We start from the raw sequence: 12,506 nt of genomic DNA, 5'->3' as shown, positions 1-12,506 counted from the left end.
CGTACGTCACACCCCCGCCCGGGGACGTCGCCGGCGGCCCGCTCGTTCACCTGCCGGATCCCGCCCCCGACCCGAGGACGCCCCGTTGAACCCGCGCACCGTCACCGCCGCCTTCCGCATCGTCGCCGTCGCCGAGGCGATCACCTGGGTCGGCCTGCTGGCCGGGATGTTCGTGAAGTGGGTGCTGCAGACCTCCGAGGTGGGCGTCCAGGTGTTCGGGCCCATCCACGGCGGCGTCTTCGTCGTCTACGTCCTCGTCGCCCTGGTCGCCGCCCGGGTGCTGCGCTGGTCGCTGCCCACGACGCTGCTCGCGCTGGCCGCCTCGGTGCCGCCGCTGGCCACCGTCTGGTTCGAGCGGTGGGCCACCCGCACCGGCGCGCTGCCCGCGCGCGAGGCGCTGGCCGCCTGAGCCACCGGGCCCGGCCGGTCGCTACGGTCGCCGTCATGCCCGAGCCCGTGCTGCCTTCGACCGCCCGCCTCCTGCTCGCCCGCACGGCCCGGGTCCAGCGCGACGGCCGGTCTCCCGGCCTCGTCGCCGGCGTGGTCCGTGACGGCGGGCTGGCGTGGTCGGCCGGCCGCGGGGAGGTGCCCGGGCCGCACACGGACGTCCAGTACCGGCTGGGGTCGATCAGCAAGACCGTGACGGCCGTCGTCGTCATGCGGCTGCGCGACGAGGGCCGGCTGGGGCTGGACGACCCGCTGGAGCGCCACCTGACCGGCACGCCGTTCGGCGACCGCACGGTCGGGCAGCTGCTCTCCCACCTCGCCGGCGCCTCGGCGGAGAGCCCCGGCGGCTGGTGGGAGCGGACACCGGGCGGGTCGCTGGAGGAGCTGGGGCTGGCGGAGACCGACGTCGTCCTCGGCGCCGCGCGCCGGTTCCACTACTCCAACCTCGGCTTCGGCCTGCTCGGCGAGCTCGTCGCGAGGCTGCGCGGCTCGTCCTGGGACGACGTCGTCACCGCCGAGGTGCTGGCGCCGCTGGGCATGGCGCGCACGACTCCCCGCCCGGTGGCCCCGGCCGCCGAGGGACGGGCGGTGCACCCCTGGGCCGACGTCGTGCTGCCCGAACCCGAGCACCACGCCGGCGTGATGGCGGCCGCCGGGCAGCTGTGGGCGACGCTGGCCGACCTCGGCCGGTTCGCCGCGTTCCTCCTCGGCGACACCGCGGACGTGCTCGACCCGGCGACGCTGGAGGAGATGACCGTGCCCGCCGGGGTGGACTCCTCCGCGCCCGGCTGGTCCTCCTACGGGCTGGGCGTGCAGGTGGTGCGGGTCGACGGGCGGACGCTGGTGGGCCACGGCGGCTCGATGCCCGGCTTCCTGGCCGGCGTCTTCGTCGACCGCGAGGAGCAGACCGGCGCGGTCTCGCTGGCCAACACGACCAGCGGCCTGGACCCGCTGGTGTTCGGCCTGCTGGCCGACCTGCGCGCCGCCGAGCCGCGGGTCGTCGAGCCGTGGGTGCCCGCCCCCTCGCCGGTTCCCCTGGAGACCCTCGGTGTCTGGTTCTGGGGGCCCGCGCCCTACCTCCTGCGCTCGGTCAGCGGCGGGCTGCTGCACCTGGGCCCGCTGCCCGGGCGGCCGGGCCGGGCCAGCCGGTTCGCGTCGGCCGAGGACGGCACCTGGCGGGGGCTGGACGGCTACTTCGCGGGGGAGAGGCTGCGCATCGCCGACGACCACCTGGAGCTCGACACCTTCGTCTTCACCCGCACCCCGTACGACCCCGCCGCGCCGGTGCCCGGCGGTGTGGACGACCGCGGCTGGCGCTGACCCGCTCTCCCCCCGGGCCACGATCAGGGAACCTGATCATGCGGTGTCCTCCCTCACCGTGGGCGCTGAGGGAGGACGCTCCACGATCAGGGGACCTGGTCATCGCCGGGCGCCGTCACGGGCGGTCGAACGCGTCGATCGTGGTCTTGACGACGACGCCGTAGGCCAGGTGCGGCACCAGGTCGCTGAGCCAGTCGGTCGTCGACCAGGTGCGCGGGTCGGTCACGCCGAGCACGGTCATCGGGCCGTTGGCCGCCACCATGGCGCCCAGCGCGGTGAGGGCGACACCGACGGGCTTGGCCGACAGGAGACCCGCCGCGCGCGCCAGCCCGCCGACCACGCCGACCCCGACGCCGGCCACCAGCCCCGTCATGGGCCCGAGCCCCTGGACGCGGTTCTGCCGGGTCTGCTCGTCGCCCGGGATGGGCACGTGCGCCGCCTCCGCGAGCTTCTCGACGGTCCGCTCGGGCGTCGAGCTGCTGCCCCGGCCGCGCACCACCATGTCCAGGTAGGTGACGGCGTTGAGCGCCGTCGTGCCGGCCGCGCCGGCGGCCGCCCCCCTCAGCGCCCAGCCCAGCGTGCTGATGCCGCGCCTGCCCTTGCCGGTGCGCCCTACCGGGGTCCGCTTCGCCATGTGCGGCCCGATACCCGCCCGGAAGCGGCCCCACCCACCGACCGCGTCCTCGCCCGGGCCACGGAGACCGGCACCCCTGGCGGAGCCGCTCGGGCACGGCCACGCTGGGCAGGTGGACGACGTCGGCGCCGAGCTGGAGCGCACCATCGGCGAGCTGCTCGGGCAGCGTCGCGCGGAGGCCTCCATCTGCCCTTCCGAGGCTGCTCGGGCGCTCGATCCCGAGGGCTGGCGCGACCTGATGCCCGAAGCGCGCCGCGCGGCCGGCCGCCTCGCGGACGCGGGGACCGTCGAGGTGACCCAGGGCGGCGAGGTGGTCGACGTCCGGACCGCCCGAGGACCCGTGCGGATCCGCCGGCCCCGCTAGCCGGTGCCGGCGGCGCGGTGCAGCAGCGGGCCCACGCGCCGCTCGACGAACCGGCGCATCGCCAGGGCGGTGTCCACCCGCTGGACGCCGGGGATGGCCAGCACCGTCTCGGTGATCCGCCACAGGTGGTCGGCGTCGGTGGCCGCGACGTGCACCAGCAGGTCGGTGGCGCCCGAGAGGCCGGTCACCTCGAGCACCTCGGGGAGCCCGGCGAGCGCGCCGCTGACCTCGGCCAGCCCGCGCTGCGCCACCTGCACCGACATGTAGGCGGTCAGCCGGTACCCGAGGGCCTCCGGGCGGACCCGCTGGTCCAGCGGGCCGAGCACGCCGTTGCCCTCCAGCCGGGCCAGCCGGCTCTGCACGGTGTTGCGGGCCAGGCCGAGCCGCTGCGACAGCGCCATGACGCTGGCCCGCGGGTCCTCCGTGAGGGCCAGCAGCAGCCGCGCGTCGGTGGCGTCGATCTCCGGCACGCTGGGCAGTCTGTCAGCTCCCGGCCGTGCGCGGGCAGCTTTCTGCGCAACTCCCTCGACCACCCCTGCGCAGATCGCCCCCGCCCGGGCTGGTCAGCGGCGGGGAGGCCGTGCCAGGATGTGTGAGGGCCGCCACACCCGGCGGGCCGCAACGTCCAGCACCACCGCGCCGCCGGTGACCCCGGTGGCGGTGGCCGACGGCGAGGAGCGCGACCGGTGACAGCGTTGCCAGAGACCACCGAGATGGTCGACCCCGTCCCGGGGGCCGACGCCCCCCACCTGCCGCAGCGGACGCAGCTGGTCCAGCTGCTCACGCCCGAGGGCGAGCGGGTCGAGCACCCCGACTACTCGCTGGAGATCTCCGACGAGGAGCTGCGCGACCTCTACCGCGACCTGGTGCTAGTCCGCCGGTGGGACGTCGAGGCGACCGCGCTGCAGCGCCAGGGCGAGCTGGGCATCTGGGCCTCACTGCTGGGCCAGGAGGCCGCGCAGATCGGCGCCGGCCGCGCGATGGCCGCCTCCGACATGGCCTTCCCGACCTACCGCGAGCACGGCGTCGCCTGGACCCGCGGCGTCGACCCGCTGCACGTCATCAGCCTGTTCCGCGGCGTGGACAACGGCGGCTGGGACCCGGTGGCCACCGGCTTCAACCTCTACACCGTGGTCATCGGCGCGCAGACCCTGCACGCCACCGGCTACGCCATGGGGCTGCAGCGCGACGGCGCCGAGAGCGCGGCGCTGGCCTTCCTCGGCGACGGCGCCACCAGCCAGGGCGAGGTCAACGAGGCGATGATCTGGGCGGCGAGCTTCTCGGCCCCCGTCGTCTTCTTCTGCCAGAACAACCAGTACGCGATCAGCGTCCCGCTCGAGCGGCAGTCGCGCGTCCCGCTGTACCGGCGCGCGGCCGGCTTCGGCTTCCCCGGCGTCCGGGTCGACGGCAACGACGTCCTCGCCGTCCTGGCCGTGACTCGGCAGGCGCTCCAGGCCGCGCGCGAGGGCCAGGGGCCGACCTTCATCGAGGCGTTCACCTACCGGATGGGCGCGCACACCACCTCAGACGACCCCACCCGGTACCGGCTGGCCAGCGAGCTGGAGGAGTGGAAGCTGCGCGACCCGATCGCCCGGCTGAAGGCCCACCTCTCCCGGCACGACAAGGCCGATGCGGCGTTCTTCGACCGCGTGGAGCGCGAGGCCGACGAGCTCGCCGTGCGGATCCGCAGCGGCACCGTCGACATGCCCGACCCCGAACCGACGGCGATGTTCGACTCCGTCTACGCGGAGCAGACCCCGTGGCTGGCCGCCCAGCGCGACGACTTCGTCGCCTACCGCGCGAGCTTCGAGGAGGCCGGCGAATGAGCACCGAGACCCTGACCATCGGCAAGGCACTGAACCTCGGCCTGCGCAAGGCCATGGAGGACGACGCCAAGGTCGTGCTCATGGGGGAGGACATCGGCAAGCTGGGCGGTGTCTTCCGCATCACCGACGGCCTGCAGAAGGACTTCGGTGAGGCCCGTGTGGTCGACACGCCCCTGGCCGAGGCCGGGATCCTGGGCACCGCTGTCGGGCTGGCGATGCGCGGCTACCGGCCGGTCTGCGAGATCCAGTTCGACGGGTTCGTCTTCCCCGCCTACAACCAGATCGTCACCCAGGTGGCCAAGATGCACGCCCGGTCGAAGGGCCGGCTGCCGATGCCGATCGTCATCCGCATCCCCTTCGGCGGCGGCATCGGGGCCGTCGAGCACCACAGCGAGAGCCCCGAGGCGTACTTCGCGCACACCGCCGGGCTCAAGGTGGTCGCGGTCAGCAACCCGGTCGACGCCTACTGGGGCATCCAGCAGGCGATCGCCCACCCCGACCCGATCGTCTTCCTGGAGCCCAAGCGGCGGTACTGGGAGAAGGCCGAGGTCGACACCGACGCCACCCCCGACCCGCTGTTCGCCTCCCGCGTGGTCCGCGGCGGCGACGACGTCACGGTGCTCGCCTACGGCCCCATGGTGAAGACGGCGCTGCAGGCCGCCGAGGCGGTCGCCGGCGAGGGGCGCTCGCTGGAAGTGGTCGACCTGCGCACCGTCTCCCCGCTGGACCTCGAGCCGGTCTTCGAGTCGGTGCGCCGCACCGGCCGTTGCGTCGTCGTCCACGAGGCGCCCGTCACCCTCGGGCTCGGCGCGGAGATCGCCGCCCGGGTGACCGAGACCTGCTTCCACTCCCTGGAGGCGCCGGTGCTGCGGGTCGGGGGTTTCGACACCCCCTACCCGCCGTCGAAGCTGGAGGAGGAGTACCTCCCCGACCTCGACCGGGTGCTGGACGCCGTCGACCGCGCGATGGAGTTCTGAGCCGTGGCCCAGCGACAGTTCAAGCTGCCCGACGTCGGTGAGGGGCTCACCGAGGGCGAGATCCTCCAGTGGCTCGTGGCCGTCGGCGACACCATCACCGTCAACCAGCCGCTGTGCGAGGTGGAGACGGCGAAGGCCGCCGTCGAGCTGCCCTCACCGTGGGCCGGCACCGTCGTCGAGCTGCTGCACGAGGCCGGCACGACGGTCGACGTCGGGGAGCCGATCATCACCGTCGACGTGGGCGGCGACGCCCCGGCGGCGGAGCCGGCCGGCGAGGGCGCCGCGACCGGCGAGGAGCCGGCCGCGGGGCTGATCGGCGGGGCCGCCCCGGGTGGGCGCACCGCCGTGCTGGTCGGCTACGGCCCGCGGACGACCGAGGCCCGCCGCCGGCCGCGCCGCTCGGGCGCCGCGGCCGCCGCCCGCGCCACCGCGCTGCCCGGCGCCGACTACGGCTCAGGCGGCACCGACCGGCCGCCCCTGCCCTCCGACGACGGCCCGCCGCTGCTGGCCACGGCCCCCGACATGCGCAGCAAGCCGGTGCGCCACGGCGGGCTGGAGGTCGGCCGCCAGGCCGAGGCCGCCGCCCGCCGTGAGGAGGCCGCGCCGTCGCGCGGGTCCGCCCCCGGCCGGCGCGGACCCCGCCCGCTGGCCAAGCCGCCGGTGCGCAAGTACGCCAAGGACCTCGGCGTGGACCTGACCACGGTCTCGGGGACGGGCACCGACGGCTGCATCACCCGGGCCGACGTCGACGCCGCCGTCGCCGCGCGGGCCGACGGCGCCGGCGCCCAGGCCCCCGTCGCGGGCACCGCCGGCGAGCAGCGGATCCCGGTCAAGGGGGTCCGCAAGGCCACCGCGGCCGCGATGGTGGCCAGCGCCTTCACCGCCCCGCACGTCACGGAGTTCCTGACCGTCGACGTCACCCGGATGATGAAGCTGCGCAGCCGGCTGGCCGCCCGGCCCGAGCTCGCCGGGGTGAAGGTCAGCCCGCTGCTGTTCGTGGCCAAGGCGGTGCTCCTGGCGGCCCAGCGGCACCCGATGGTGAACAGCTCCTGGGACGAGGCGGCGCAGGAGATCGTCGTCCACGGCCAGGTCAACCTCGGCATCGCCGCGGCCACGCCTCGCGGGCTGGTGGTGCCCAACATCAAGGACGCCGGCCGGCTCTCCCTGGCCGAGCTCGCCGGCGCGCTGGCCGAGCTGACCGAGACGGCGCGGGCCGGGCGCACCGCCCCGGGCGACATGACCGGCGGCACGCTCACCATCACCAACGTGGGCGTCTTCGGGGTCGACACCGGGACGCCGATCCTCAACCCCGGGGAGTCGGTGATCCTCGCCTTCGGCGCCGTGCGGGAGATGCCGTGGGTGCACAAGGGCAAGGTCCGCCCCCGGCAGGTGACCCAGTTGGCGCTGAGCTTCGACCACCGCATCGTCGACGGCGAGCTGGGGTCGAGGTTCCTGGCCGACGTGGGGGCGCTGCTCCACGATCCGGGCGCGGCGCTGGCCTTCTGACCGGCGCGCGCGGGAGGGTGGCTCCGTGGACCGACGTCGGACGGCTCTCGTCCTGCTGCTGCTCTTCGCGCTCTGCAGCGGCGTGGCCATCGTCGTCAGCGGGAGCCGGCCGGGGCCCGAGCAGGGCCTCGCGCCGTCGCTGGCCCAGTTCACCGCCCATGCGCTGGCCCTCGCCGCCGCCGTGCTCCTCCTGGCCTCGCCGGGAGAGAGCGTGGTCGGCGGTCCCCGGCGGGTGGGAGGAGTCGTCCTCGTCGCCCTCCTGGTCCTGGTGGTGCTGGACCTGGTGGCGGCGGACGGGCCGAACATCGCCGCCGGGGCGGTGCACCTGCTCGGGCTCGTGGTGATCATGGTGGCCACCGTGCGACTGGCGCTGGGCCTCGCGGCCGACCGGCCGGCAGCGCGGTAGCGGTCCCCGCCCGAGGGGCGGGGACCGCCAGGGCCCTACGGGGTCAGCCGCGGCCGGCGAGCTGCCCGCGCAGCATCAGCCAGCCGACGACGGCCAGGTACGCGCCCACCGGCACACCGCCCCCGAGCTGGGACAGGAGCAGGAAGACCGGCGTCACCAGGGGCAGGAGCGCGACGATCGGTCGGGGCACCTGACGGCCACGCCGGAGGGAGACGGCCAGGCCGGCCGATCCGAGGAACCAGAGGGCGTTCGCCACGAGCGCCACCGCGGGGAAGAAGGAGAGGTCCTCCCCGTTGATGGCGCTCGACAGCATCCCGGCCGACAGGAGCACCGTCCCGGCCGAGGCGACCTGCGCGGCCCGGCGGGAGCCACCCAGCGCGGCCAGCCGGAGGTAGAGGACCGGCAGCGCCCAGAGCATGACGCTGGTGCCGACGAGCATGGCGGCGGTCCGCGGGTCGATGGCGGGGTCGGTGTCCTGCGGGTACAGCACCTGGGTCACGCCGACGGCGACCGAGATGCCGGCGGCGACGAGCGTCGCGATGCCGGCGGCGCGGTCGGGGCGCCGTGCGGTCGTGGTTCGGGCGGAGGGGGAGAGGGTGGTCACGGGAGCTCCTCGGGTCGTGGAAAGCGCCTGGTCAGGCGGTCGCCGAGAAAGCTAGGAGCGTCCGGCCCCGCCCGGCATCGGCCGCGGGTCCACATCGCGCGCCGCGGGGTCGCAACCCCGGTGTCGACCTTGGTCGAACCCCGGTGTCGCCCCGAGGTGGACGCCGGGGTCCGGTGGCGAGCCGTAGGTTCCCCTCCGTGACCACGACCGCAGACGGGGCTCCGGGCCCGGCCCCCGCGGTGCACCCCGCGGTCGCCGCCGCGTCGGTCCCCCGCTGGACCAGCGGGCTGGACGTCGCCGTCGCCGCCGGGCTGGCCGTCTGGGGACTGCTGGAGGTGCTCCTCTCCCCGGAGCTGGCCGCGACGCCGGCCACCCTCTTCGTGCTGGTCGCGACGCTGCCCCTCGCGCTGCGCCGGAGGTTCCCCGGCTCGGTCACCGTCGTGGTGTCGGTCGCCCTGGTGGTGCACGCGGCGACGGCGGAGGCGGCGGCGACGTTCACGCCCTTCCCCAGCCTGCTGCTCGCCGCCTTCACCGTCGCGGTGCACGTCGCCCCCCTACCGGCCGCCGTCGGCCTGGGCCTGGTGCCCGTGATCGCGATGGGTGCGGCGGGGCAGCTCGGCTACTTCGGCGTCGAGGCGACGCAGCCGCGCTCGGTCATCCTGCTGTTCTTCTTCGTCGCCGGCGCCTGGACCGGCGGGCGCGTCGTCCACCACCGCGCCCTGGCCGCCCTGCGGGCCGAGCAGAGCTCGGCCGACGCCGCCGGGCGGGCGGTCGCCGCCGAACGGGCCCGCATCGCGCGGGAGCTGCACGACGTCGTCGCGCACGCGGTGTCGGTCGTGGTCCTGCAGACCGGCGCGGCCGAGCTCTTCGTCGGCCGCGATCCCGACCGCGCGCGCGACCACATCGGCATGGCGCGTCGCACGGCGACGGAGGCGATGGCCGAGATGCGGCACCTGCTCGACGTCCTGCGGGAGGGCGAGGCGGTCTACGTGCCGCAGCCGGGCATCGAGCGACTGCCCGACCTGGTGGACGAGGCGCGCGGCGCCGGGCTCGACGTCGCCCTCGACGTCGCCGTGGACCAGCCGGTGCCCGACGGCCCGTCGCTGGCGGTCTACCGGATCGTGCAGGAGTCGCTGACCAACGTGCTCCGGCACGCCCCCGGCGCGCGGACGGCCGTGGCCGTCGCCCGGCGCGGGGACACGGTCACCGTGACGGTCCGCGACTCCGGACGCCGGGCCGGCGCCGCCGGGCCGGAGCTCGCGCCGGAAGGGCTGCGCGGGGGCGGTCACGGGCTGCCCGGGATGCGCGAGCGGGTCCGCGTCTACGGCGGATCGCTCGCCGTCGGTCCCGAGCCCGACGGCGGCTGGTCGGTCCGCGCCGTCCTCCCGGTGACGGCACCGTGAGCGAGCGGCTGCGCGTGGTCGTCGCCGACGACCACGCCCTGGTCCGGTCCGGCATCACGGGACTGCTCGAGGCCGGCGACGTCGAGGTGGTCGGCGAGGCCGCCGACGGGGTGCAGGCGGTGGAGCTGGCGCTGCGGCTGCGCCCCGACGTCGTCGTCATGGACGTGCGCATGCCGCGACTGGACGGTATCGAGGCGACCCGGCGGCTCCGCCGGGAGCCCGGGAGCCCCCAGGTGCTGGTGCTCACCACCTTCGACCTCGACGAGTACGTCTTCCGCGCGCTCGAGGCCGGTGCGGCGGGCTTCCTCCTGAAGGACGCGCCGCCCGGCCGGCTGGTCGACGCCGTGCGCACCGTCGCCGAGGGCGAGGCGCTGCTGGCCCCCGCCGTCACCCGCCGGCTGATCGAGCGGCACCTCCGGGCGCCGATCGCCCCGCCGCAGCCGGTCGCCGGCCTCAGCCCGCGCGAGCGCGAGGTCTGGTTGCTGGTCGCCCAGGGCCTCTCCAACGCCGAGATCGCCGCCCACCTGGTCGTCACGGAGGCCACGGTGAAGGCGCACGTCACCCGGCTGCTGGCCAAGCTCGGGGTCCGCGACCGGGTGCAGGCCGTCGTCCGGGCCTACGAGACGGGCCTCGTGCGGCCGGGCGGGCCAGGATGAGGGCGTGAGCGCTGCGCGGACCGACCTCGACCGGCTGCTGGACTTCGCGGCGCGGTCGCGGCTGCCCGACGGGTTCGGCTACCTGGGCTCGGACGGGGCGGTGCTGCCGCGGCCGCAGGAGACGTGGATCGTCGCCCGGATGACCCACGTCTTCGGGCTGGCCGCGCTCCTCGGCCGGCCCGGGGCGGACGAACTGGTCCGGCACGGCGTCGCCGCGCTGCGCTCCGGCCCGCTCCACGACGTCGTGCACGGCGGGTGGCGCGCGACGGGGGACGATGACGCCAAGGCCGCCTACGTGCACGCGTTCGTCGTCCTCGCCGGCGCGACGGCGACCACCGCGGGGGCCGACGGCGGCCGCGGCCTGCTCGACGAGGCCGTCGCCGTCTGGCAGGACCGCTTCTGGGACGCCGACGCCGGGCTCGCGGTCGACGAGTGGGACGCCGGCTGGACGCGGCTGTCCGGTTACCGGGGGGCCAACGCGAACATGCACGGCGTCGAGGCGGTGCTCGCCGCCGCCGACGCGGTCGACGACACCGCCCTCGCCGACCGGCTGCGCGGGCAGGCGCTGCGCAGCACCGAGCGGATCGTGCACGGCTTCGCCCGCGAGCGGGCCTGGCGCCTGCCGGAGCACTTCACCGCCGCGTGGGAGCCGCTGCCCGACCACAACCGCGACCGCCCGGCCGACCCGTTCCAGCCCTACGGCGTCACGGTCGGGCACCAGTTCGAGTGGGCCCGCCTCGCACTGCACCTGCGGGCCGCCCTGCCCGATCCGCCGTCCTGGCTGCTCGAGGACGCCGTCGCGCTCTTCGACGCGGCGGCGAGGCGGGGGTGGGCCGCCGACGGGCGCGAGGGCTTCCCGTACACGCTGGACTGGGACGACCGGCCGGTCGTCGGCGCGCGCATGCACTGGGTGCTCTGCGAGGCGGTCGCGGCCGCCGCCGTCCTGGCCAGGGTCACCGGTGAGGAGCGCTACCGGGGGCTGGCCGAGCGCTGGCGGGTGCACGGGGAGGAGCGGTTCGCCGACCCCGCCACGGGGAGCTGGCACCACGAGCTGACCCCCACCGGAGAGGTCGCCGAGGGCACCTGGGCCGGGCAGCCGGACGCCTACCACCTGGCCCAGATGCTGCTGGTGGCGGACCGGCCGGTGCGCGGGAGCATCGCGGCCGCGCTGCGCTGAGCAGCGCGGACCACGTGTCGGCCCCGCCGGCGCGGGGTAGGTGGCGGCCCGACCGAACAAGCGATACGAGGAGCTGAGAACGTGGCCAGCGTGCAGGAGTCCGTCGACGTCGACGTCCCGATCCGCGTCGCCTACGACCAGTGGACGCAGTTCGAGACCTTCCCGAAGTTCATGGGCGGTGTCGAGAGGATCACGCAGATCGACGAGACCCACACCCACTGGGTCACCAACATCGACGGCGTGAAGCGCGAGTTCGACGCCGAGATCACCGAGCAGCACCCCGAGGAGCGGGTGGCCTGGACCAGCACCAGCGGCGACGCCAAGCACGCGGGCGTGGTGACGTTCCACCGGCTGGACGACGCCAAGACCCGCGTCATGATCCAGATCGACTGGGAGCCCACCGGGCTGGTCGAGAAGGCCGGCGCCGCGCTCGGCTTCGACGACCGGCAGGTCAAGGCCGACGCGAAGAAGTTCAAGGAGTTCATCGAGAGCCGCGGCACCGAGACCGGTGCCTGGCGCGGTGACGTGCCGCGCCCCGACCAGTCCTGACCCCGGCGATGATCAGGTGACCTGATCCCCCGGTGTCCTCCCTCACCGCACGCGCTGAGGGAGGACGCGCCACGATCAGGTCACCTGATCATGGACGACGGCGACGGCGCCCACCCGCGCGGGGAGGGCGCCGTCGCCGTCTCGGGTCACTCCGCGTCGAGGTCCTGGGCGACGAGGTCCGCGATGCGGTCCAGCGCGGCCTGGTCCTCGCTGGCGACGATCACCTCCGAGCCCTGCTTCGCGCCGAGGGTCATGATCATCAACGGCGAACCGGCGTCGACCGGGTTGCCGCCGGGGGTGGCGAGGGTGACGGGCACCCCGGCCTTCCCGACGGCCTCGGCGATCAGCGCGGCCGGGCGGGCGTGCAGCCCCACCCGGGAGCCGACGGTCACGGTCTGACTGGGCATGTGTCCTCTTCTCGCTGTCGTGCTGGGGGAGGCGGCGCCCTCGCAGGGTCCCATCGCGAGCGTGCGAGCGCTGGGGGGCGAGGGGGTTCTCCTCCTGGCGGTCAGGCCGTGGGGGGGGGGGGGGGGGGGGGGGGGGGGGGGGGGGGGGGGGGGGGGGGGGGGGGGGGGGGGGGGGGGGGGGGGGGGGGGGGGGGGGGCGGGGGGGGGGGGGGGGGGGGGGGGCTTGCGGC

The 12,506-nt window shown here is 75.8% G+C and carries 15 protein-coding genes; 11 read left to right on the top strand and 4 right to left on the bottom strand.

The window, feature by feature from the left end:
- Nucleotides 1–85 precede the first annotated feature (85 nt).
- Together ACI794_RS13020 and ACI794_RS13015 are read left to right on the top strand one after the other, a co-directional pair.
- Nucleotides 86–409 (top strand): DUF3817 domain-containing protein, encoded by a 324-nt coding sequence (locus tag ACI794_RS13020; protein ID WP_456602320.1) that lies wholly within the window; start codon nt 86–88, stop codon nt 407–409.
- 35 nt (nt 410–444) lie between these two features.
- Nucleotides 445–1,767 (top strand): serine hydrolase domain-containing protein, encoded by a 1,323-nt coding sequence (locus ACI794_RS13015; protein WP_456616563.1) that lies wholly within the window; start codon nt 445–447, stop codon nt 1,765–1,767.
- A gap of 115 nt (nt 1,768–1,882) precedes the next feature.
- Here ACI794_RS13015 and ACI794_RS13010 read toward each other — a convergent pair whose 3' ends face one another.
- Entirely contained in the window at nt 1,883–2,401 is a 519-nt protein-coding gene (locus tag ACI794_RS13010; protein WP_456616562.1) for a hypothetical protein, read from the bottom strand.
- Between the two features lie 112 nt (nt 2,402–2,513).
- Here ACI794_RS13010 and ACI794_RS13005 point away from each other — a divergent pair, with 112 nt between their 5' ends.
- Nucleotides 2,514–2,765: a DUF3253 domain-containing protein gene (locus tag ACI794_RS13005; protein WP_456602323.1), complete on the top strand. Its 252-nt coding sequence runs from the start codon at nt 2,514–2,516 to the stop codon at nt 2,763–2,765.
- On the opposite strand, the gene ACI794_RS13000 is transcribed toward ACI794_RS13005, so the two are convergent.
- A complete protein-coding gene (locus tag ACI794_RS13000; protein WP_456616561.1) occupies nt 2,762–3,235 on the bottom strand; it encodes an Lrp/AsnC family transcriptional regulator in 474 nt (157 codons plus the stop codon). The two genes, ACI794_RS13005 and ACI794_RS13000, sit on opposite strands and share 4 nt — an antisense overlap.
- Before the next feature lie 216 nt (nt 3,236–3,451).
- Between ACI794_RS13000 and pdhA the strand changes: the two genes are divergently transcribed.
- Genes pdhA through ACI794_RS12980 form a run of 4 tightly spaced genes read left to right on the top strand, consistent with a single transcriptional unit; the run spans nt 3,452 to nt 7,480 of the window.
- Nucleotides 3,452–4,591, top strand: coding sequence for a pyruvate dehydrogenase (acetyl-transferring) E1 component subunit alpha (gene pdhA / locus ACI794_RS12995; protein WP_456602324.1), 1,140 nt, complete (start codon nt 3,452–3,454; stop codon nt 4,589–4,591).
- Nucleotides 4,588–5,568, top strand: coding sequence for an alpha-ketoacid dehydrogenase subunit beta (locus ACI794_RS12990; RefSeq protein WP_456602325.1), 981 nt, complete (start codon nt 4,588–4,590; stop codon nt 5,566–5,568). The genes pdhA and ACI794_RS12990 overlap by 4 nt, the downstream gene beginning before the upstream one ends.
- Nucleotides 5,569–5,571: 3 nt before the next feature.
- Entirely contained in the window at nt 5,572–7,074 is a 1,503-nt protein-coding gene (locus ACI794_RS12985) for a dihydrolipoamide acetyltransferase family protein (RefSeq protein WP_456616560.1), read from the top strand.
- A gap of 25 nt (nt 7,075–7,099) precedes the next feature.
- Entirely contained in the window at nt 7,100–7,480 is a 381-nt protein-coding gene (locus ACI794_RS12980) for a hypothetical protein (protein ID WP_456616559.1), read from the top strand.
- A gap of 43 nt (nt 7,481–7,523) precedes the next feature.
- Here ACI794_RS12980 and ACI794_RS12975 read toward each other — a convergent pair whose 3' ends face one another.
- Nucleotides 7,524–8,084, bottom strand: a complete 561-nt coding sequence (locus ACI794_RS12975; protein ID WP_456602328.1) for a hypothetical protein — start codon at nt 8,082–8,084, stop codon at nt 7,524–7,526.
- Between the two features lie 197 nt (nt 8,085–8,281).
- On the opposite strand from ACI794_RS12975, the gene ACI794_RS12970 reads away from it, so the two are divergent.
- From ACI794_RS12970 to ACI794_RS12955, 4 genes are all read left to right on the top strand, one after another.
- Entirely contained in the window at nt 8,282–9,487 is a 1,206-nt protein-coding gene (locus tag ACI794_RS12970; protein WP_456602329.1) for a sensor histidine kinase, read from the top strand.
- Nucleotides 9,484–10,143, top strand: a complete 660-nt coding sequence (locus ACI794_RS12965) for a response regulator (protein ID WP_456616558.1) — start codon at nt 9,484–9,486, stop codon at nt 10,141–10,143. Before ACI794_RS12970 ends, ACI794_RS12965 begins: the two co-directional genes overlap by 4 nt.
- Nucleotides 10,144–10,147: 4 nt before the next feature.
- Nucleotides 10,148–11,320 carry an AGE family epimerase/isomerase gene (locus ACI794_RS12960; protein WP_456616557.1) on the top strand — a complete coding sequence of 391 codons (1,173 nt, stop codon included), beginning with the start codon at nt 10,148–10,150 and terminating at the stop codon, nt 11,318–11,320.
- An 81-nt stretch (nt 11,321–11,401) separates the two neighbouring features.
- Nucleotides 11,402–11,869, top strand: coding sequence for an SRPBCC family protein (locus ACI794_RS12955; RefSeq protein WP_456580405.1), 468 nt, complete (start codon nt 11,402–11,404; stop codon nt 11,867–11,869).
- A 146-nt stretch (nt 11,870–12,015) separates the two neighbouring features.
- Here ACI794_RS12955 and ACI794_RS12950 read toward each other — a convergent pair whose 3' ends face one another.
- Nucleotides 12,016–12,276, bottom strand: a complete 261-nt coding sequence (locus tag ACI794_RS12950; protein ID WP_456616556.1) for an HPr family phosphocarrier protein — start codon at nt 12,274–12,276, stop codon at nt 12,016–12,018.
- Nucleotides 12,277–12,506: the final 230 nt, after the last annotated feature.

It is taken from the genome of Blastococcus sp. SYSU DS0541, from assembly GCF_054050875.1.
The sequence above is the reverse complement of the archived record's forward strand: the minus strand, read 5'-3'. Positions and strand labels throughout refer to the sequence as shown.